The organism is Marinobacter koreensis (assembly GCF_023156285.1).
GTDB classification, from domain to species: Bacteria; Pseudomonadota; Gammaproteobacteria; order Pseudomonadales; family Oleiphilaceae; genus Marinobacter; species Marinobacter koreensis.
Window position 1 is genome coordinate 597,461 of the sequence record NZ_JAKZAJ010000002.1, and the last position, 20,770, is coordinate 618,230.

A 20,770-nucleotide genomic window follows, 5' to 3' on the forward strand; every position below is an offset into this window, starting at 1 on the left:
TGCCGGCCACTTTCTGGCTTTCATGTCAACGGGGCGGGATTATATGTGTTAAGTGAGGCAGGTTCAATATGAACTGTTGTTAATCGAACACGAAAAATCCGCTTACTTGATATGGCCCAGAATGCCATCGAGTTCGTCGAGACTGCTGTATTCAATCACCAGCTTTCCCTTGCCCTTCGCGCCATGGCTGATGGCAACGCGGGCGCCAAGCCGCTCGGCCAGATCGTCCTGCAGGCGACGGATGTTCGGATCGGTGTCCTGGGAACGGTTATTCGACTTTTTGGGGGTTTCCTGCTGGAGCCGGCGGACCAGCGCTTCGGTCTGACGAACCGAGAGCGATTTACCCACCACCTGGCGAGCGACCTGCATCTGCAATTCCGGCGGCAAGGTGAGCATGGCCCGACCGTGGCCCATTTCCAGATCACCGTGTTCCAGCATCAGCCGGACGTCTTCCGTCAGGCCGATCAGGCGCAGCAGGTTGGTGATGGTGGTGCGGGACTTGCCGACGGCTTCGGCCACCTGGGCCTGGGTCAGGCCGAATTCGTCCTGCAGACGCTGGAGCGCAAAGGCTTCTTCAATAGGATTGAGGTTTTCCCGCTGGATGTTCTCGATCAGCGCCATGGCAATGGCGGCATCGTCCGGAACGTCGCGGATGATGGCGGGAATGTGGTCGAGTTCCGCCATCTGGGAAGCACGCCACCGACGCTCGCCCGCGATCAGCTCGTAGCGCCCTTCATCAATCGGGCGGACGACGACCGGCTGCATGACCCCCTGCTGACGGATCGAGTCGGCCAGCTCCTGGAGCGCGGCGGGATCCATATCCCGGCGTGGCTGGTAGCGGCCACGCTGGATCAGATCAATGGGAACGTCGCGAAGTTCACCGTCGTGATCCTTCACTTCCTGGTTCAGGTTCACCCTGGAGCCCTGAAGCAGGGCGCCCAGCCCGCGTTCACCCAGTCCTCGTTTCTTCGCCGCCATGGTGTCTGTCATTCTTCCCGTTGAAATCGTTATCGATGCTGTTCCGAAGGCGGCCTATGTTACACCGCAACCGGCGCGGATGTCTTTTTTGTGCCATGGCGACGCACCATTTCGCCGGCCAGTGCCAGGTAGGCCACGGCACCCTTGGAGGCACGATCGTATTTGAGCGCCGGCAGCCCGTAACTCGGCGCCTCGGCCAGACGGACGTTACGGGGAATCACCGCACGGTAGACCTTGTCGCCAAAATACTCCGCCAGCTGCGCTGACACATCGAGGGTCAGACTGTTCCGGGGATCGTACATGGTACGAAGCAGGCCTTCGATCTGGAGATCGGGATTCACCGTCTCCTGGATCTGTTCAACGGTGTTCATCAGGGCGGCCAGCCCCTCCAGTGCGTAGTATTCGCACTGCATGGGAATCAGTACGGAATCGGCCGCGGAAAGCGCATTGACGGTCAACAGGTTCAGCGAGGGCGGGCAGTCGATCAGGATGTAGTCGTAATTGTCCCGGACCTTGTTCAAGGCCAGACGTAAACGGTGTTCCCGGCCGATCTCGTTCATCAGCTCCACCTCGGCGGCGGTCAGATCGCCATTGCCGGGCATCAGGTCAAAACCCGCTGTGTCCACAGTAATGGCGACATCCGCGACTTCCGCCCGCTTGGTCAGCACGTCGTAGCCGGAGAGTTCCAGGGCATTCTTGTCCACGCCGCTGCCCATGGTGGCATTGCCCTGGGGATCCATATCCACCAGCAACACCCGGCGTTTGGTGGCAGACAGGGAGGCAGCCAGATTGACGCAGGTGGTGGTCTTGCCCACACCGCCTTTCTGATTGGTCACTGCAATCACGCGCGCCATGTTTTACCTCCTGTTGCGGATTACCGGGAATGCTCGGCCCGGGCCACGAGCAGCAAATGTCGCTCGCCATCGGCCCCGGGTACCTCCAGTGAATGGCTGGATTTTACCTGCCAACCGGCCGGAAGGGCAGCCACCTCATCATCCGGAAACTGACCTTTCATGGCAAGGAACTCTCCCTCAGTTGCCAGCAAGGGACCGCACCAGGTGACCAGGTTTTCCAGCGCGGTGAACGCCCGGCTGCTGATCTGGGCAAAGGGTTCGGACGGCTGGCAATCCTCGGCCCGGCCGTGGATCACGTCCACGTTATCCAGTCCCAGTTCCAGCACGCACTGATTGAGGAACCGGGTTTTCTTGCCGTTACTGTCAAGCAGCGTGAAATTCGTCTCCGGCAGCGCAATGGCCAGCGGAATGCCTGGCAGGCCGCCACCGGCACCCACGTCCAGCAGGTGATCGGTGGTCACCCACGGGAGAATACTCAGGCTATCGAGCAGTTGCCGCGACACCATCTGACGCTCGTCCCGCACCGCGGTGAGGTTATACGCCTTGTTCCATTTATTAAGCAACGCCAGGAAGGCCAACAACTGTTGTTGCTGGCCCTCGGTAAGAGAAAGCTGCATTCGGGCCAGTCCGTCACGGAGCTGACCCTGCCAGAGAGAAAGATTCATGGGTGGAGATCAGGCACTCTGCTTGCGCAGCAGGTCCCGCTTCTTCAGGTACACCAGAATCTGGCTTACCGCGGCGGGTGTCACGCCCTGAATCCGTGAGGCCTGGGCGACCGTCTCGGGCCGGACATCCTTGAGCTTCTGCTTGATCTCGTTGGACAGGCCACCAATCACATCGTAATCCAGATCAATGGGAAGCGACGTGTTCTCATTCTTGCGCAGGCGTTCGATCTCGTCCGCCTGACGGGAGATGTAGCCCTCATACTTGATCTCGATTTCGACCTGATCCGACACGTTCGGATCCTCGGCCCGCTCGCCGCCGATGTCAGCGATCTGGTCGTAGGCAATCTCCGGCCGGCGCAGTAGTTCCGCCAGGGAGTGATCCCGGTTCATGGGCTGCTTGAGAAAACCATTGGCCCGCTCACCCGCCTCGGTGTCGGGATGAATCCGGGTGGATTCGAGCCGGCTGCGTTCCCGGGCGATACCTTCACGCTTGTCGTTGAACTTCTGCCAGCGCTCGTCATCCACCAGGCCGAGGTTGCGACCGGTCTCGGTGAGGCGCAGGTCGGCGTTGTCTTCCCGCAGGATCAGCCGGTATTCCGCGCGGCTGGTAAACATCCGGTACGGCTCGTTGGTGCCCATGGTGATCAGGTCGTCCACCAGAACACCGAGGTAGGCTTCATCCCGGCGCGGATACCATTCGTCTTTTTCCTGGGCCCGCAGGGATGCGTTGATGCCCGCCAGCAGGCCCTGGGCACCCGCCTCTTCATAGCCGGTGGTGCCATTGATCTGGCCAGCAAAGTACAGGCCCTGGATAAACTTGGTTTCCAGGGTGTGGCGCAGGTCCTGCGGGTTCAGGTAATCGTATTCGATGGCGTAGCCCGGGCGTGTGATGTGGGCGTTCTCGAACCCCGGAATCGAGCGCACGGCCGCCAGCTGGATATCGAATGGCAGGCTCGTGGAAATACCGTTGGGGTAGAGTTCGTTGGTGGTCAGGCCCTCGGGCTCCACGAAAATCTGGTGCGAGTCCTTGTCGGCAAAGCGGTTCACCTTGTCTTCAATGGACGGACAGTATCGGGGGCCGACGCCTTCAATATTGCCGGCGAACATCGGCGAGCGGTCAAAGCCGCTGCGAATGATGTCGTGGGTCTGCTCGGTGGTCCGGGTGACATAACAGCAGATCTGCTCCGGATGTTCTCCCCGGTTGCCAATGAAGGACATGACCGGAAGCGGGTTGTCACCCCATTGCTCGTCCATCACCGAAAAATCGACGGACCGGGCGTCAATCCGCGGCGGGGTCCCGGTTTTCAGCCGCCCGACATTGAACGGCAATTCCCGCAGACGTTTGGCCAGCGCGTTGGCCGGTGCGTCACCGGCACGGCCGCCGGAATGGTGCTGCATGCCGATGTGGATAACGCCGCCCAGGAAGGTCCCGGTGGTCAGGACCACGGTCTGCGCATTGAACCGGATACCGGTCTGGGTCACGACACCCACCACACTATCGTTTTCCACAATCAGATCGTCCGCCGCCTGCTGGAACAGCGTCAGGTTCGGCTGGTTCTCGAGCATGTGACGAATGGCCGCCTTGTACAGCACCCGGTCGGCCTGGGCACGGGTGGCCCGCACGGCCGGCCCCTTGCGGCTGTTGAGGACGCGGAACTGGATGCCCGCACGGTCGGTAGCACGGGCCATGGCGCCGCCCAGTGCATCGATTTCCTTGACCAGGTGGCTCTTGCCGATCCCGCCGATCGCCGGATTGCAGGACATCTGTCCCAGGGTCTCAATGTTGTGGGTCAGCAGCAGGGTTTGCGAACCCATGCGCGCGGCCGCCAGCGCGGCCTCGGTACCGGCATGGCCACCACCAATGACAATGACATCGAAACGGGTCGGAAACTCCACTCTTCACCTCGGAAATCGGGGGATAAAAACAGGGAGGCGAGTATAACGCCTCACCCGGCAAATTGCAGTCGGAATGCGCAAATTTTAACCAGATACGGCAAGCCTTCAAAGGGCCGGCCCGGCCCCGGCTGTTGAAAACCGACTCAAAAGCGGCTTGAGGGCGTAAGTAATATCCGAAATTTGCGGTTTTTCAGTTGCTTGTCGGCATCTTCTCAGAAAAGTTTTCAAAAAGTTTTCCACAGGAAAAACGACCCGAAAAACACCACTTATAACTCATTATAGTATTGTTTTTATTAGATATTTAGTAATTGTTTCAGAGTTTATCCGAAGGTTGTTCCATTATTTGTCCACAGGATGAGCGCCGGATCGGCGCCGGAGTCGCCAGACCACCAGCAGTACCGCAGCGTTGGTAACAGACAGGATCAGGAAGAACTCGGGAATCGACCGGCCCAGCCCACCAAGCACCACCATTCCCGCCAGGGCGCTGGCGACCATGAACAGCGCATTGATCACGTTAAGCGCGGCAATGATCCGCGCCCGCTTCGGGGCCGGGGTCTCGTGCTGGATGAAGGCATAGAGCGGCACGATAAACAGGCCACCGCAAACGCCGATGCCCACCAGGTCCACCAGTACCCTGAAATAGTCCGCATCCAGGAAAAATGTCTGCCACGACGAGGCCACGGGCGTCACGGGCACGGCAAAAAACACATCGACGCCGAACAGGGTCAGTCCCAGTGCGCCCCACGGCACCGGCACGAGGGTGATCCGGTGCCTCGTCAGACGCTCACAAAGTACCGAACCGATCGAGATCCCCATGGTGAAAAGCGCCAGCAGCAGAGTAACGACGGTCTCATCGCCGGCCAGGTTGGTCTTGGCAAAGTTCGGAAACTGCGTCAGGTAGGCCGCGCCCAGAAACCAGAACCAGGAAATCGCCAGTATGGCCAGCAATACCGGCCGACGTTCCGAGGCAACCAACATCAGATGCCAGGTTTCTGCCATTGGGCGGAAGCGGACACGGAGCTCCCGGTTGTCTTCGCCGGTGTAGGGCACCTGGCATGCTGCCAGGTAACCCAGGATTGCCATGACAATGACTCCGATGGCCGTCACCTGCGCCGCCATCTCGAATCCCATGATCAGGCCGGCAGCGATGGTCCCGAGCAGAATGGCGACAAACGTGCCCATACCGACCAGGCCATTGCCACCCACCAATTCGTCGTCCGCCAGCACCCTCGGAAGAATGGCGTATTTGACCGGGCCGAAGAACGTGGACTGGGTGCCCATCAGAAACAGCAGAAACAGCAGCCAGCCGTACCAGCCAAACCACAGGCCGATCGCTGCGAGGCCCATGATTCCGATCTCCGCCAGTTTCACCAGGCGGATAATCCGGGACATTTCATAGCGATCCGCAATCTGGCCGGCGATTCCGGAGAACAGGAAAAACGGCAGAATGAACAGGAACGCCGCCAGATTGACCACCAGGTTCACCGACAGCCCCATGACGCTGCCCGCGCTGTAGGTAATCAGCAACAGCAGGGCATTCTTGTAGAGGTTGTCGTTGAACGCTCCCGAGAACTGGGTGAGGTAGAACGGCAGAAACCGGCGTTGACCAAACAAGCGAAACTGATTGTTGGGAGGCATGGGTATTCCTGTCCTGGTGCATTCCTTGGTAGTCATTCGTCCGACTCGCACCATTCCGGTGCAAGGTGTGCGGTCAGACAATCCCGATAACGTTGCGCGGGCTCACCAGTGCGGGCCCTTGTCACTGTCTGGCACGGAATTCGCCTGTGCATAGAGTTCCATGAATTGACTTGTGTGGCCAGGACGGCTCGCCAAACATCAACAGCCTACAGGTTCCTGACCATGAGCAGTGTCGTCAGACTCTCACGGCGTAAAGACCGGCGCGGACGAACCGCCGTCATGCCGGATCTTGTCGAAAGCCACGATTTCCAGTCGGTCTACCAGCCCATACTCAGCCCGACGCACCAGAAACTGGTGGGCTACGAAGCCCTGGTCCGGATCCGGCAACGGGACGGCACACCGGTATCACCGCCCGAACTGTTTGATCAGGCCCACCACAGGGACCAGACCGCAACCCTGGACCGGCACCTTCTCAATCTCCACCTGGGTAATTTTCCGGCGGAGGATCAGTCCGCCTGGCTGTTCCTGAACATCAACCCGCACTCATGCACCCATCCGGAAACCTCCCTGGACCATCTGGCCGACCAGTGTCGGGATTTCGGAATTCCCCCCGACCGGATCGTTCTGGAACTGGTGGAAACCGCATCGGAAAATCCCGAAGCCCTGCTCCGTTTCATCGACAGGGCCCGGGAACAGGGTTTCCAGATCGCGATCGACGATTTTGGCATGGGTGACTCGAATTTCGAACGTCTCTGGCGGATCAACCCGCTGATCGTGAAGCTCGATCGCAGTCTGCTGGTGAACGCCGAGCAGAACAACCGGGCGCGGCTGCTGCTCGAGAGCCTGGTGCATATGATCCGGGAAAGCGGCAGTCTGGTGTTGCTGGAGGGTATCGAGACGCCGCAGCAGGCCCGCATTGCACTGTCCACCGAGGCGGACCTGTTGCAGGGGTTCCTCTTCGCCCGGCCAGGGGGGATATCCGAAACTACGTCGAAGGAGACCGAGTCCCGGCTGAAAGCGGTGGTGTCCCAGTCCAGCGAATGGTCGCTCAAGGACAGCCAGGATCACCAGACCTATCTCCAGCTACTGCGTTTTGAAGTTCTGGAAGCCTGCCACCTGATCGTCCGGGAGGTACCGTTTGCCACCGCCTGCCAACGCCTGCTCCGGCTCGATGGGGTCAAACGCTGTTTTGTGCTGGACCGGAACGGCATCCAGCTGGGCAACCTCGCCCGGGCGAATCCCGACCTCCAACGGGCAAGGTTCAACCCCCTGTATGAATCCGCCGGTGCCTGCTGGGCCCACCGGGAATATTTCATCAACGCCCGGGAACGACCGCAACAGGTTACCTGTTCACGGCCCTATGTCGGCCTGCCGGATGCCAGACGCACCGTTACCTTATCCACAACCCTGCCGTCGGCTTACCAGCATGAGGTTCTGTGTGTGGACATCCATCCCGACGCGGTCTTCGGGGGCCAGCTGACCTTCCCCGATATCCTGTAGCCAGGGCCCGCTCAGAAATCGTCCGCCCGCTTTGACGGCGTCGATGTCATACCGGCCGCGCCGCCACTGCCCACCGAGGCCTGGCGTTCCAGCTCCCGTTCCACCGCATTGGCGGATTTGGCGAACCGGGCAAGAAGGTTGTACAGCACCGGAATCAGAAACAGCGTCAGGGTCGTCGCGAAAACCAGCCCACCAAGAATGACCATGCCGATGGCGGCCCGGCTTTCGGCACCCGCACCGGTGGCAACCACGAGCGGCACCGCGCCGAAGATCGTGGAAATGGTGGTCATCAGCACCGGGCGGAACCGCAGAACCGCTCCCTCGAGGATGGCGTCACGAACCTCGTAACCCTTGTCCCTGAGCTGGTTGGCGAACTCAACGATGAGGATGCCGTTCTTCGCCATCAATCCCAGCAGCATGATGATGCCGATCTGACTGTAAATGTTCAGACTGATGCCGGACCAGAGCAGCGCAAACAGGGCCCCGGTAACCGCCAGTGGAACGGTCAGCATGATGATCAGGGGATGGATCCAGCTCTCGAACTGCGCCGCCAGCACCAGGAACACGATGATGAACGCCAGGCCGAAGGTAACGTAAATGGCGTTGGAGGATTCCTGGAACTCCCGGGACAGTCCCTGGTAACTCACCCGGGCCTCGGGTGGCAGGTTATCCACAGCCAGATTGTTCAGGTAGGTGAGCGCCGACCCCAGGTCGTACCCTTCCGCCAGGGACGCGCTGATCACCACCGCGGGCAGCCGGTCGATCCGGCGCAGGTCCGGATTGGCGCCGATTTCCCGGACCGACACCAGGGATTGCAGGGGGATCAGACGACCACCGTCCCGGGGCCGCAGGAAAATCTGGCCCAGGTCTTCCGGTGTGGCCCGGTCACTGTCAGCCGCCTGGACAATAACATCGTACTCCCGGCCCCGATCCAGATAGGTCGTCACCTGCCGGGAGGCGAGCATGGTCTGCAGGGTCAGCCCCACGTCCTGCACGGTGATGTCCAGGTCTGCCGCCCGTTCCCGGTCGATATTGACCCGTAACTCCGGCCGGGTCAGTTCAAAATCGGTCTCCAGGTTCAACAGTTGTGGATTGTCCTTTGCCCGCTCAACGATCTCCTGGCTCCAGCGCTGGACCGATTCGTAGTCCGGACCCGCGACCACGAACTCCACCGGCTGGCTGAAACCACGCTGGCCCAGACCAGGCGGATTGATGGCCACGGTGCGAACGCCGGAAATATCCCCGAGTTTGCGTCGGATCTCGTTGGTCACCTGCTGCTGTTTGATGTCTCTCTGCTCCCAGGGAACCAGCCCCATGATCATGAACGCGTTGTCTTCCTCATCCCGGAAGCCAACGATGGACAGCAGGCGGTTGGCAATGCCGTCGTCCAGATAGGGCAACAGTTTTTCTTCCGCCTTGCGGACATAGAAATCGGTGAATTCGACGGTGGAACCGCGGGGCGCCTTGGTGGGCATGATAATGACACCCCGGTCCTCGGTCGGAGCCAGCTCCTGGGGCAGTCGCGGGAAAATGGCCACCGCGGCAATCAGCCCGGCCAGACCAAGGCCAATCAGCAGTCCCGGCCGGGCGAGCGAGAAGCGCAACAGGCGGGCATAGCCCTGGGTCAACCCGTTCAGGACTTTCTCACTGGCGGCCCACAACCGGTGCCCCTCGGCGGTCTCCGGACTGTGCCTGAGCCATTTCGAGCAGAGCATTGGCGCCAGGGTCAGGGCCACCACGCTGGAAACCACCACCGCCGCCGCCAGGGTGAACCCGAATTCGGCAAACAGCCGTCCGATGTTGCCTCCCATAAAGGAGATCGGCACGAACACGGCCACCAGGGTCAGGGTGGTGGCAATCACCGCAAACGCCACCTGTTTCGCACCCCGGTAGGCGGCCAGTAGCGGTGGCTCGCCATTGTCGATGCGGCGCTGAATGTTCTCCAGCATGACGATCGCGTCGTCCACCACGAGACCGATGGCCAGGATCACCGCCAGCAGGGTCAGGACGTTGATGGAAAAGCCAAGGAATCCCAGACCGATAAAGGCGCCAATCACCGCCACCGGAATGGTCACGGCCGGAATCAGGGTCGCGCGCCAGGAGCGCAGGAACAGGAAGATCACCAGGATGACCAGGGAGACGGCAATCGCCAGGGTGGTCATTACTTCCTTGATCGATGCCCGGATAAAAATGGATTCGTCGTAGCTTTCGGCAATGGACACTTCCGGGGGCAGTGTGTCCCGGATCCGGTCGAGCTCCGCCCGAACCGCGTCGGAGACCGCCACGGTGTTGGCCTTGGACTGCCGGATAACGCCCATGCCGATGGCGGTCTGACCATTGGCCCGAAGACGGCTGACATCGGACTCTACCCCCATCTGGACGTTGGCAACGTCGTCCAGGCGCAACAGGTCATTGCCATCCCGGCGAATCACCAGGTTTCGAAACTGCTCCACGGTGGATAACCGGCCCTCTGCCCGGACGGTGAAATTACGGGTCGAGGAATCCACCGAACCCGCCGGCAATTCCACGTTGTTCGCCCGCAACGCCTGCTCCACCTCGGCCACGGTAATATCCCGGGCCGCGAGGCGCTCCCGGTCCAGCCAGATCCGGATGGCATAACGCCGCTCGCCACCAATACGCACATCTGCCACGCCATCCAGCACGGACAGGCGATCTGACAGCACCCGGTCGGCATAGTCACTCAGCTCTGCGCTGTCCCAGACCGAGCTGCGCAGGGTGATCCACATCATTGGCCGGGCGTCGGAATCGGCCTTGCGCACCACCGGTGCATCGGCCTCGTCGGGCAGCTGGTTGGCCACCCGTGAGACAGCATCCCGGACATCGTTGGCGGCAATGTCCACATCCCGGGAGAGGTTGAACTCGATGCTGGTCCGGGATTCGCCCTGCTCGGTGGAGGATTCGATGGAGCGGATGCCTTCGATGCCACTGATGGCCCCTTCGATCACCTGCGTAATCTGGGTATCCACAACCTCCGCGGCGGCCCCGGTGTAATCGGTGGAAATGGACACCACCGGGGGATCAATATCCGGGTATTCCCGGACCGGCAGGCCCATCAGGGCGGACAGGCCGAAGACAACAATCAGCAGGCTGAGGACCGTGGCGAAGACCGGCCGCTTGATGGAGATGTCGGAGAGGATCACGGATCAGGACTCCCGCGCGGGATCAAACCGGTTCGGCGGTATCGCATTGTCCCCCTCGAGGACGCGAATCCGGTCTCCGGAGCTGAGCCGGTCCTGACCGGTAACAATCACCGGATCGTCCGGTGCCAGCCCGGAGACCACTTCCACCAGACCGGGCTTGCGGGAGCCCAGCGTCACCGAGGTACGTCGGGCGACGCCATCGCGGGCCACGAACACAAAGGTCTCATCGCCCCGGACCAGGACGGCCTGTTCCGGAATGACCAGGGCCTGGCGCTGCTGCAGGGTCAGGGTGGCGGACATGAACTGGCCCGGACGCAACCGGCCTTCGGGGTTGTCGATCCTGGCCCGGACCGGCAGCGTCCGGCTCAGCTCGTCTACCCGGGTCCCCAGTTCCACCAGTTCGCCCTCGAAGGTTTCGCCCGGATAGGCCGGGGAACTGCCCCGGACCTCCTGCCCCTGGCGCACATGCCCCAGGAACCGCTCGGGTACCGAGAAGTTCAGTTCCATCTGTTCCGTGGAGTCCAGCGTGGTGATACGGGTGCCGGCGGTGATATAGGCGCCGATGGAGACATCCGAAAGCCCGACCACACCCTCGAACGGCGCCCGGATCCGGTGGTTCTCAAGGCTCACCTGGGCCGCCTGACGTTGCGCATGTGCCACATCGACGGCGGTCCGCAGTTCGTCCACCTGGGACTGGGAGATGCTGTTGTTGGAGCGCAACCGGGACGCGCGTTCCAGCTGACGGCGGGCGTCCGCCAACCGGGCCTCGATTTCCGCGATATCGGCACGGGCCTGACGATCATCCAGGCGCAGAAGCAGTTCGCCCTGTCGGACCCGGGCACCGGCCTCCAGATGGATCGCCACGACCCGGCCACTGACTTCGGTGGTCAGCCCGACCGCATCCGGGGCTTTCAGATTGCCCACTGCGTTCACCACATCCCGTACCCGTTCTTCGTGGGGCAGGAGGGTGTGCACGGCAGCGGGTGGCCGCTCCCGGCTGGCCTGGGCAGCGTCTCCCTCACTCAGATTCAGGTATACCATTGCCCCGGCAACGGCCACCGCAACCAGACACAGCGCAACCAACCACTGTTTCCACATAGGCTTTCCAGACGTTCTCTAATCGGTTTCTTCAGGTGATGTCCGGGCATGGCCGGCGCCTGAGTGAGCAAAACGCACCAGCGACATTATAGAAACCGCGACCGGCTTCCACAGCCCGGGCGAGGCGCTTTGCACGACTTTTACACTTTCAGTCCCGGAATGGCATTCGGGTGTGGACTGGTAATAGATACGTCAGGCAGGGCCCCGGCGATCAGAGTTCCGGTCGGGCCATACCGAAAAACTCACCCTGGGAGAAATCGATGCCCAATTCTTCAACCCGGGCCTGTACCTGTTCGTTATGAACAAACTCTGCCACGGTCTGGATATTCAGGCTCCGGGCAAACTGGACAATGCCCCGGGTAACGAGAAGGGCAGTCTCGTCCTCATGAATGTGGCGAATCAGACTTCCGTCGATCTTGATGAAATCGACTTCCATACTCAGGATGTGACTGAAATTGGAGTAGCCGGTCCCGAAATCGTCGATGGCGATACGGCAGCCGTAGGGACGGACCTGATCAATGAACGAGTGGATTTCGTCGTAATTTTCAATACCGTCTGATTCCAGAATCTCGAAAATGACGCGGTGACCCATTCCCGACGCCTTCAGAACGGTCAGAATCCGGTCCACGGTGGTGGGATCGGCGATATCGCCATAGGACAGGTTGATCGAGAACTCTTCGTCCCGCTCCCGGAAGATCTGGAAACACTGTTCCACCATCAGTGCCGTAATGGCGCGGTTGAGCCGGAGTTTGTAGGCAATATCAACAAACCGGCCGGCGCTGACAATATCGCCATTCGGCTCACTGATCCGCACCAGACATTCGTATTTGGTGATCCCTCCCCGCCGGTTGTCATGAATCGGCTGGAACCAGGGCACCAGGCAATTCTGGGAAATGGCCTCCTTCAGGCGATTGGCCCAGAACAGGTTGTGCTCGTAGGACTCTTCGATACCACTGTCCGGATCGTGCAGGCGTTTGTATTGCCCCTGTTCACGGGCCAGTAACACCGCCGTCTTGGCCTGACTGACCAGCTGGTCCGCGGGTGCACCGGCCTGGGGTGTCTCGCGAATCGCCATCCCGACGCTGGCATCAAGTGCCAGGGGCTGATTCTTCCACTGCACCCGCTGTTCCGACACAAGATCCCTCATGGCATCCGCCATTGTCTGGACCTCCTGCTCGGAGGAGAACTCCATCAACACCGCGAACTCATCGCCCGGCAGGCGATAAATCGATCTGACCGAACGGTATCGCTTCAATTCTGAAAACCGGGTGGCAATGGCGATCAGCACATGATCACCACACAGTGTCCCAAACAGGCTGTTAATCTGATTGAACCGATCCAGGTTCAACAACAATAATGCAGCGCCCTGGCGGGCTTTCAGATCCCTCAGGAGGCGGGCCCGGTTTGGCAGCCCGGTGAGTTCATCCGTGTAGGACGCCTGGAGTTCCCGAATCAGAACCACAATACGGTAAACCAGAAAACCACTGATCAGCAGCAGGGCGGCTACCGTGGCCAGAAGAATCTGCCGGTTGATCTGCTCCATCGGCCGCAATACTGCCATGACCTCGGCCTCCGGTACGCCCGCTCCGTAGACCATGCCACCAGCGGTGCCGGCGTAATAGAGTTCGTACCTGATCCCGGCCACATCCAACGACTGATCGGCGAGGCTCGATGGTCCATCCCCGGAGCGATCGGCCAGGGAATCGCCCAGATGCCTGGCCAGAATGGCATCGATCAGCGCCTGTTCCTGCCGGCTGTCCTCACCCTGACTGAGGCTCGACAGGTTTCGGTTATTCTGGTCATTGAGGAACGCAAAACTGTTAGGCGTTACGGTTACCTGACTGACCAGATCGATAATACTGCTCGCGTTCCACTCTGTGGTGGCCATACCCAGGAGGCGACCGTTCTGGTCAAACATCGGACTGGCAAGGGCCAACACGGCACGCTCCGTACTGAGATCAAAATACACCGGCGACCAGTAGACCTGGCCGGTCCTGGCGTCGTTCAGTTCGGGTCCATCGCCGAGGGTATGGGCATACCAGGGCGCTTCATGGTAATCAACGTAGAGGGCTTCGGTGTTCTGCCGAACCGGTTCCCGGTTATCCGGCGCCACGGTGTAATAGGGCATATAGCTGCGACCACCCTCGCCCAGTACACCCGGCTCGAACCAGAGACCTGCCGCCGATACACCCTGCAAATCCGCAAGATGTGCCTGCAGCGCCTTTTCGATGTCGGCCCGAAGCGAGGCGGTGTCCGACGCAGCCCGGTTCGCCGACAAGCGGTAAAAACTTTCTCCGATGTTGGCAAGGGTGACCGTATAGCTGACCAGGGCTTTCTGCCGCGCATCGATTCTGGCCAGCCCGGCCGACACCACTTGCCGGATTTGCTCACGACGCAACTCGGAGAGGGCGTCCTGGGAATAACTGAGGTTGAGGCGGGACAACAACAGGAGACCGGCAAGAAAAACCACGATCAGACTGGCAAGCAGCCACAGGATGACATGCCTGAGTGTGGGAGCCCTCAAAAATCGAAATGGCATTCGCTCGTCCTCTGGGCCCGTCTACCCGGTGTCTGATCAGTGTTTTGCCCGGGCAGATTGGGTGAGTAGCGCCTGGAGGGCAGTCTGGGCGTCCTCATTCCCGAGATCGATCGCCTTTCTGTACCATTGCGCGGCAAGCTCAGTGTCGGCTTCAACGCCCAGACCTGATTCGTACAGCCGACCCAGGACCAAACAGGCTTCTGCAGATTGCGGCGCTGCTCTCCTTGCCCAGGCCACGGCTTCCGGATACTGCTCGAACGCCCGGGAGATAACGGCCATATTGGCCTGCGCCCTGACATCACCTTGCTCGGCCGGTTCCAGGCAGGCCTGTTTCGCCTCTGTGAAATTCCGGATGCTGGTAAGCAGATAACAGTTGCTGCGCTCACTGGGTGCAAGTTTCGGGTTCTTGTCGGTCTGCCCCGACGTCGCCCTGTGCTGCCTGACGCGTTGGGCAAAATCACGGACCTGCTGCGGGCAGGAGTATTGATAGCCGGCCCGGTAGGTCTCCAGCGAAGCCTCGGTCGGCGGTTTGCTGTCGTACTTTCGGGCCACAGCTTCGCAACGTCTTGCCCGCTCCTGCCTGACGTCGTTGACCAGGGCGGCCCGCGACCGATCACCTTCATGGGCGCGAAGGTAATCCGTCAGCGGGTCGATGTAAGGCTGGTTGAACAGGGAATTCCGTTCCGCCTCGAGGGTGATCATGGTTTTATCAGTGCCAGCGGTCCGATCCGTCGGCTCCGAAGAAGGCCCGGCGGTCGAAGCCGGCTCAAAGGTGGCACAACCCGACATCAGCAGCGCAAGCGCCACCACCAGGCAGCCCGGATGGAGGTGAAATTTTCGGTGATCAGAACCTGAGGCCATGGTGTCGGTTACCAATGCAAACACTGCTGGAAATTGTGCATTCAGACCATCGGCCCAACTCGCGCCGGTAATCTGTTCGTGCGTCCTGCGCAGCCCTGAGATCCCCGGCCAACGATTCGCCAGCACCATCGCCTCGAAACTGATTCTCTCCCTGCAACGTCGTCTGTTCAGTGGGCTCGGACAGGCCGGAACCTCACCAGGTCAGCAACCACGATACCGTGATTGTTTCAGATATGCCCACATAAGCTCAAGGCTGCCTTTCGCAGGGACGCCACGACAGTCCGTTACTGCTTCTGGATCACCAGCACCAGTTCACCGACATCGACACCCCATTTACTCATGGTCGTCTGGTTGATCACGGTTCCCGGGGCCACCAGATACATCCAGTCGTCCATACGCAGGTCAATGGTGCCATCGCCGTAGGCCACCCTCAGGACATAGTTCATATTGATGGCGTTGCCCTGCCAGCGCATGGTTCCCGGTTCCACCACATCCCCGGCGTTGGCACGGTACCCCTCATCGTTGGGCGTCAGCGTCCAGACCCGTTTCTGGATCTCACCATCGCTGAACCGGAACACCTCGTTCAGGGTTCCCACACCATTGCTGTCCCACGAGGCCTCGATGTCTGCGTCAAAGGTCCGGATGACTTTCCCCGAGAAATTTTTCACCACACCACGGGCAGACAGGGTGCCCTGGAAAAACTGCTGGGGCACCAGCGTTGGGGTGCGCCCCCGGTAATCGTCGAGCGACGGAGACGCACAACCGCTCAGGATCGCCACCGCAAAAGACAGACACACCAGCGTTTTCAGCTCAGATTTCCATGCTCGAACCGCAGACCTTTGCATGATGTTTTCACTCCCCGATTGTCGCGTTGGTCGGAACAGACTCCACAGTGCATACGCTGGGCGCTGGCGCTTCGATCAGACGAGTACGGCCGTCAGAGTCTGGTGTCGTCATTTCGGCCAATTGTCTTTGGTGACAGACCGACCGGTGCTTTTCGTCAATGGCAGACCGTGGGGATTGGCGTAAAACAAAAAGCATTGGAGGACCACCTCCCGCGGAATTCATCACAGATAATCGTTACCGAGGATTCGTTATGCCGGTTTACAAGGCGCCCTTGCGCGACATGAAATTTCTGCTCAACGAAGTGTTCAACTACCCCGGGCATTACGCGTCCCTGGAGAGCGGCGCGAACGCGACGCCGGACATTGTCGATGCCATTCTCTCCGAGTGCGGCCGCTTCTGCGAGGAAGTCCTGAGCCCGCTGTACCAGTCCGGCGACGAGGAAGGCTGCAAACTCGAGAACGGCGAAGTCACCACGCCCGCCGGCTACAAGGATGCGTACAACCAGTACATGATGGGTGGCTGGCAGGGTCTGTCGGCGCCAGAAGAATACGGTGGCCAGGGCCTGCCGGCCTCCATGGGCCTGTTCAAACAGGAAATGATGGGTACCGCCAACTGGCCCTTCTCCATGTATCCGGGCCTCTCGCTGGGGGCAATGAACACGATTTATCTGCACGGCAGTGAAGACCAGAAACAGACCTACCTGGTCCCGCTGACCGAAGGTCGCTGGGGGGGCACCATGTGTCTCACCGAGCCCCAGTGCGGCACAGACCTGGGCCAGGTGAAAACCAGAGCGGAACCCCAGGAAGACGGCAGCTACCGGGTCACCGGCACCAAGATTTTCATTTCGTCCGGGGAACACGACCTGACTGAAAACATCGTCCACATCGTGCTGGCCCGCCTTCCGGATGCCCCCAAGGGGACCCGGGGTATCAGCCTGTTCATCGTGCCCAAGTTCCTGCCCAACGAGGACGGCGGCGTGGGTGAGCGTAACGGCGTGACCTGCGGCAGCCTTGAGAAAAAAATGGGCATCAAGGCCTCCGCCACCTGCGTGATGAACTTCGACGACGCCAAGGGCTTCCTGATCGGTCCGAAGAACCAGGGCCTGGAGTGCATGTTCACCTTCATGAACACGGCCCGGATCGGCACCGCGATCCAGGGCGTTGGTCCGGCCGAGCTGTCCTACCAGTGGGCGCTGGACTATGCCCGGGAGCGTCGCTCCATGCGGGCACTGTCCGGCAAAAAGGACCCGGATCAGGTGGCCGATTCCATTCTCCACCACGCCGACGTCCGCCGGATGCTGCTGACCCAGAAGGCCGTGGCCGAGGGTGGCCGGGCCATGCTGTATTACGCCGCCCGGCTGGCCGACCATATGGTGGAGGGTCACACCCAGGGCGATGACAAGAAGGTCGAGAAATACGACGACAAACTGGGCTTCCTCACCCCCATCCTGAAAGGCTTCCTGACCGAGCTTGGCTACGAGTGCACGAACCTGGGCATGCAGGTATTCGGTGGCCACGGCTATATCCGCGAGCATGGAATGGAACAGATCGTCCGGGATACCCGCATCGCCACACTGTACGAGGGCACCACCGGTATCCAGGCGCTGGATCTTCTGGGACGGAAAGTATTGCTGATGACCCAGGGTGGCGCAGTCCGTGACTTTACCCTCAAGATTGCCAATTTCGCCCGCAAGCATGTGGCGGACAAGCGTTTACGCTCGTACTCGGTGGAACTGCTCAAGCTCACCGCTCAGTGGAACGTCCTGACCATGCGCCTGATGCTGGCCGCCCGCAAGGACCGCGACCTGGTCAGCGCCGCCTCTAACGATTTCCTGATGTACAGCGGCTACGTCACCATGGCGTTCATGTGGTTGCGCCAGTCCGCCGTGGCTGTGGATAAACTCGATAACGGCGGTGAGCAATCCGAAGATTTCTATCGGGCCAAACTGGCCACTGCCGAGTTCTATTTCGAACGCCTGCTGCCGCGGGCCCAGACCCACGCCACCAGCATGCTCAGCCCGGCGAAAAATCTGATGCAGATCGAGCCGGATCAGATGGCCTTCACCGATTGACCCACCGGTGAGTTTTGCCCCGGAGGATTCACCTCCGGGGATTTTTCCTTGAAATTGACGCGGACAACCCCATACTCACACTGCCTTTCCGGTATACCTTCATTAACTCTCTGAGGTGAAAGGGAAATACAGAGATAAGAACCAATCATACGGAACATAAAAGAAGGAGGTTCGAATATGGAAACTCGTACTGACGACTTTTATCCGACCCGCCTGGAACGCCCGACACCGAGCTTCGAACGCAAGGACCCTGTGGTTCACAGCACCGACGAAGATCGCCGGGACGGTCCGCTCAGCGAAGCCGAGCTGGCGCAATACGAACGCGACGGCTTCCTGGTGTTCAACAACTTCCTTGATCCGGCCACCGTCCGCCAATTCCGGGACGATCTCAGTGCCTACGAAGACGACGACCGCATTCTCCGCTCCGAGGGCACCATCACAGAACCGGGCAAACAGGAAATCCGCTCGATTTTCGGCATTCATGAACTGTCTGACCGATTCGACCGGCTCACCCGTGATCCGAAGATCCTGGCCATGGTGCGCCAGCTGCTCGGCAGCGATGCCTATATCCACCAGTCGCGGATCAATTTCAAACCCGGGTTTCATGGCAAGGGTTTCGACTGGCACTCCGATTTCGAAACCTGGCACGCGGAAGATGGTATGCCCAGGATGCGCGCGGTGAGCTTCTCCATCGCCCTGACCGACAATACGCCATTCAATGGGCCGCTGATGTTGATTCCGGGCTCCCACAAGCGTTTTGTGCCCTGCGTCGGCCGCACGCCGGAGGACAACTATCAGTCATCCCTGAAAAAGCAGGAACTCGGTGTACCCAATGACCAGGATCTGGCGCGCCTGGCGGATGAACACGGTATCAAGGCACCCACCGGGCCAGCCGGTTCCCTGATTATCTTCGAGTGCAACACCCTGCACGCGTCCAACGCCAACATGTCGCCCTGGCCAAGGAGCAATCTGTTCTTTGTCTACAACAGTGTGGAAAACCAGCTGGAGGCACCATTCTGTGGCAACAAGCCACGGCCGGAATTCCTTGGTAACCGGACCAATACCGAGGCACTCACCCCCTTCGAGAGGAACCATTTCCAGCGGACCGGTTAAACTCGGTTGAAGGGCCCCGTCCTGAAATAGTTTTAAAGCGATTTCAGGACGGGCCAGAACGGAAACATTCTGGAAACGGGCATAGGACTCGTTAGAACTCGTCAGACACAGTGGCGGAAAGATTCCGGACACGGCGGTTACGATACAGCATGGCACCGATGGCGGACGCAACAACAAAACCGGCAGCCCCCAAAAGCACCGGATAGTGATTGGCGTTGCCGAACCCCGCTCCGGCCAGGGCAAACACCAGCATCTGGGGAATGTACCCCAGGGCACTGCCGGCCAGGAAGGGAAAAGCCCGGATGCCGGAGGCTCCGCCCACCAGATTGGTCAGCAGGTTACTGCCCACCGGTAACAGGCGGATGAGCATAATTTTCAGCAGGGGATCGTCGATCACCGCCCGGTCAAACGCAGCCATTCGACGCCCGAAACGGCGGGTCAGGGTCGGCCGCAGCAGCAGGCGAGCGGTATAGAAACAGGCGGCGGCGCCCAGCGTGGTGGCCAGGGTGGAAAACACCGTTCCCAGGGACACCCCCATTGCAAACCCACAGATAAAGGCCAGCAACTGACGGGGGGCACCCAGGGCGGTATATACGCCCCCGGCCAGGGCAATCAACAGGTACCCGGTCACCCCGTGTTCGTTGAGGTAACGGGAAAGTTGCTGCTGGTCTGCCAGAACATCCAGCCAGCCCTGGCTGATGGCAAAAGCGCCCACTCCCGCCACCAGGAGAAACAGAACGGGTTTGACCCAACGTTTCATATCACGAATGCCCGGTTTCCTGATGTTCGCTGATGCGGATCACCGGGGTTCGGCGGGTCAGCCACATGACCCCCAGCAGATCTACCAGACCGACCCAGGCACGGTTCCAGGCGTTGTATTTGGAGACGCCCTGTTCCCGAGGCCGATGGTTGACTTCGACGACCTCAACGGTGCCACCCAGTGCCCGCACCAGCGCGGGGATAAAACGATGGCCGTGATTGAACCAGGGAAAATTCAGGAAGGTTTCCCTGGGCAACAGTTTCAGTCCGCAACCGGTATCGGGAACCCCATCGTGGAGCAGGGCATCGCGGACCCGATTTGCCACCCGTGACTGGAAGCGCTTCCAGGAGGTGTCCTTGCGGTTTTTCCGATAGCCGGCCACCACATAGTCACGTGCTTCGATGGTATCGGCTTTGGCCAGCATCGCAGGAATATCCGCCGGATCGTTCTGGCCATCACCATCGATGGTGACAATGAGTTCGCCCCGGGCGTAACGGACGCCGGTTTTCACCGCAGCGCTCTGGCCCCGGTTCTGGGCGTGCCGTACGGCCTGCAAAGGACAATCAAGCGATTTTGCAGTGGACATGGCCACTTCCAGGGTCTGGTCAGTGCTGCCGTCGTCGACGACCACAATCTCGAACCCGGGATAGTCCTTCAGTGCCGCATGAATTTCGGTGATCAGCTTGGCGATGCTGTCCGCTTCGTTCATGACGGGGATGACGACGGAAAAGGATTTACCTGGGCCCATTATGATGTGACCTAGCCTTGAAGGTTCTCGGCCGGCAAAGGA

Annotated in this window: 15 protein-coding genes; 3 read left to right on the forward strand and 12 right to left on the reverse strand. The window is 60.3% G+C overall.

Features of this window, described 5'->3' with window-relative positions; translation table 11 throughout:
• Positions 1 to 102: 102 nt before the first annotated feature.
• The 5 genes from MLD04_RS07830 to MLD04_RS07850 form a co-directional block, all read right to left on the reverse strand.
• Positions 103 to 978 carry a ParB/RepB/Spo0J family partition protein gene (locus tag MLD04_RS07830; protein WP_248156585.1) on the reverse strand — a complete coding sequence of 292 codons (876 nt, stop codon included), beginning with the start codon at positions 976 to 978 and terminating at the stop codon, positions 103 to 105.
• A gap of 59 nt (positions 979 to 1,037) precedes the next feature.
• Positions 1,038 to 1,832: a ParA family protein gene (locus tag MLD04_RS07835; RefSeq protein WP_248156586.1), complete on the reverse strand. Its 795-nt coding sequence runs from the start codon at positions 1,830 to 1,832 to the stop codon at positions 1,038 to 1,040.
• 20 nt (positions 1,833 to 1,852) lie between these two features.
• Positions 1,853 to 2,497: a 16S rRNA (guanine(527)-N(7))-methyltransferase RsmG gene (gene rsmG, locus MLD04_RS07840; RefSeq protein ID WP_248156595.1), complete on the reverse strand. Its 645-nt coding sequence runs from the start codon at positions 2,495 to 2,497 to the stop codon at positions 1,853 to 1,855.
• Between the two features lie 9 nt (positions 2,498 to 2,506).
• A complete protein-coding gene (gene mnmG, locus MLD04_RS07845) occupies positions 2,507 to 4,393 on the reverse strand; it encodes a tRNA uridine-5-carboxymethylaminomethyl(34) synthesis enzyme MnmG (RefSeq protein ID WP_248156597.1) in 1,887 nt (628 codons plus the stop codon).
• Between the two features lie 339 nt (positions 4,394 to 4,732).
• A complete protein-coding gene (locus MLD04_RS07850) occupies positions 4,733 to 6,031 on the reverse strand; it encodes an MFS transporter (RefSeq protein WP_248156599.1) in 1,299 nt (432 codons plus the stop codon).
• Positions 6,032 to 6,253: 222 nt separating this feature from the next.
• Here MLD04_RS07850 and MLD04_RS07855 point away from each other — a divergent pair, with 222 nt between their 5' ends.
• A complete protein-coding gene (locus tag MLD04_RS07855) occupies positions 6,254 to 7,531 on the forward strand; it encodes an EAL domain-containing protein (RefSeq protein WP_248156600.1) in 1,278 nt (425 codons plus the stop codon).
• 11 nt (positions 7,532 to 7,542) lie between these two features.
• On the opposite strand, the gene MLD04_RS07860 is transcribed toward MLD04_RS07855, so the two are convergent.
• From MLD04_RS07860 to MLD04_RS07880, 5 genes are all read right to left on the reverse strand, one after another.
• The gene (locus tag MLD04_RS07860; RefSeq protein WP_248156606.1) at positions 7,543 to 10,692 is read right to left on the reverse strand and encodes an efflux RND transporter permease subunit; all 3,150 of its coding nucleotides are present in this window, start codon (positions 10,690 to 10,692) and stop codon (positions 7,543 to 7,545) included.
• A gap of 3 nt (positions 10,693 to 10,695) precedes the next feature.
• Positions 10,696 to 11,790 (reverse strand): efflux RND transporter periplasmic adaptor subunit, encoded by a 1,095-nt coding sequence (locus MLD04_RS07865; RefSeq protein ID WP_248156608.1) that lies wholly within the window; start codon positions 11,788 to 11,790, stop codon positions 10,696 to 10,698.
• Positions 11,791 to 12,001: 211 nt separating this feature from the next.
• Positions 12,002 to 14,329: a bifunctional diguanylate cyclase/phosphodiesterase gene (locus tag MLD04_RS07870; protein WP_248156610.1), complete on the reverse strand. Its 2,328-nt coding sequence runs from the start codon at positions 14,327 to 14,329 to the stop codon at positions 12,002 to 12,004.
• 36 nt (positions 14,330 to 14,365) lie between these two features.
• Positions 14,366 to 15,190 carry a tetratricopeptide repeat protein gene (locus tag MLD04_RS07875; RefSeq protein ID WP_248156612.1) on the reverse strand — a complete coding sequence of 275 codons (825 nt, stop codon included), beginning with the start codon at positions 15,188 to 15,190 and terminating at the stop codon, positions 14,366 to 14,368.
• A gap of 284 nt (positions 15,191 to 15,474) precedes the next feature.
• The gene (locus tag MLD04_RS07880; protein ID WP_248156614.1) at positions 15,475 to 16,035 is read right to left on the reverse strand and encodes a DUF3833 domain-containing protein; all 561 of its coding nucleotides are present in this window, start codon (positions 16,033 to 16,035) and stop codon (positions 15,475 to 15,477) included.
• 251 nt (positions 16,036 to 16,286) lie between these two features.
• Here MLD04_RS07880 and MLD04_RS07885 point away from each other — a divergent pair, with 251 nt between their 5' ends.
• A complete protein-coding gene (locus MLD04_RS07885; protein ID WP_248156616.1) occupies positions 16,287 to 18,107 on the forward strand; it encodes an acyl-CoA dehydrogenase C-terminal domain-containing protein in 1,821 nt (606 codons plus the stop codon).
• A gap of 177 nt (positions 18,108 to 18,284) precedes the next feature.
• Complete coding sequence (gene thpD, locus MLD04_RS07890) at positions 18,285 to 19,220, forward strand: ectoine hydroxylase (protein ID WP_248156618.1); 936 nt, start codon at positions 18,285 to 18,287, stop codon at positions 19,218 to 19,220.
• 91 nt (positions 19,221 to 19,311) lie between these two features.
• Here the strand turns inward: thpD and MLD04_RS07895 are convergent, their stop codons facing one another.
• Together MLD04_RS07895 and MLD04_RS07900 are read right to left on the reverse strand one after the other, a co-directional pair.
• Complete coding sequence (locus tag MLD04_RS07895; RefSeq protein ID WP_248156620.1) at positions 19,312 to 19,980, reverse strand: TVP38/TMEM64 family protein; 669 nt, start codon at positions 19,978 to 19,980, stop codon at positions 19,312 to 19,314.
• A 1-nt stretch (position 19,981) separates the two neighbouring features.
• Positions 19,982 to 20,728 (reverse strand): glycosyltransferase family 2 protein, encoded by a 747-nt coding sequence (locus MLD04_RS07900; RefSeq protein WP_248156622.1) that lies wholly within the window; start codon positions 20,726 to 20,728, stop codon positions 19,982 to 19,984.
• Positions 20,729 to 20,770 lie beyond the last annotated feature (42 nt).

Excerpts from the sequence above, each read along its gene's own strand:
- thpD (WP_248156618.1), top strand. The coding sequence starts at position 18,285 with ATGGAAACTCGTACTGACGACTTTTATCCGACCCGCCTGGAACGCCCG.
- MLD04_RS07850 (WP_248156599.1), bottom strand. The coding sequence starts at position 6,031 with ATGCCTCCCAACAATCAGTTTCGCTTGTTTGGTCAACGCCGGTTTCTG.
- MLD04_RS07895 (WP_248156620.1), bottom strand. The coding sequence starts at position 19,980 with ATGAAACGTTGGGTCAAACCCGTTCTGTTTCTCCTGGTGGCGGGAGTG.
- MLD04_RS07830 (WP_248156585.1), bottom strand. The coding sequence starts at position 978 with ATGGCGGCGAAGAAACGAGGACTGGGTGAACGCGGGCTGGGCGCCCTG.
- MLD04_RS07880 (WP_248156614.1), bottom strand. The coding sequence starts at position 16,035 with ATGCAAAGGTCTGCGGTTCGAGCATGGAAATCTGAGCTGAAAACGCTG.
- MLD04_RS07855 (WP_248156600.1), top strand. The coding sequence starts at position 6,254 with ATGAGCAGTGTCGTCAGACTCTCACGGCGTAAAGACCGGCGCGGACGA.
- MLD04_RS07885 (WP_248156616.1), top strand. The coding sequence starts at position 16,287 with ATGCCGGTTTACAAGGCGCCCTTGCGCGACATGAAATTTCTGCTCAAC.
- MLD04_RS07875 (WP_248156612.1), bottom strand. The coding sequence starts at position 15,190 with ATGGCCTCAGGTTCTGATCACCGAAAATTTCACCTCCATCCGGGCTGC.
- MLD04_RS07900 (WP_248156622.1), bottom strand. The coding sequence starts at position 20,728 with ATGGGCCCAGGTAAATCCTTTTCCGTCGTCATCCCCGTCATGAACGAA.
- MLD04_RS07835 (WP_248156586.1), bottom strand. The coding sequence starts at position 1,832 with ATGGCGCGCGTGATTGCAGTGACCAATCAGAAAGGCGGTGTGGGCAAG.
- MLD04_RS07870 (WP_248156610.1), bottom strand. The coding sequence starts at position 14,329 with ATGCCATTTCGATTTTTGAGGGCTCCCACACTCAGGCATGTCATCCTG.
- MLD04_RS07865 (WP_248156608.1), bottom strand. The coding sequence starts at position 11,790 with ATGTGGAAACAGTGGTTGGTTGCGCTGTGTCTGGTTGCGGTGGCCGTT.
- rsmG (WP_248156595.1), bottom strand. The coding sequence starts at position 2,497 with ATGAATCTTTCTCTCTGGCAGGGTCAGCTCCGTGACGGACTGGCCCGA.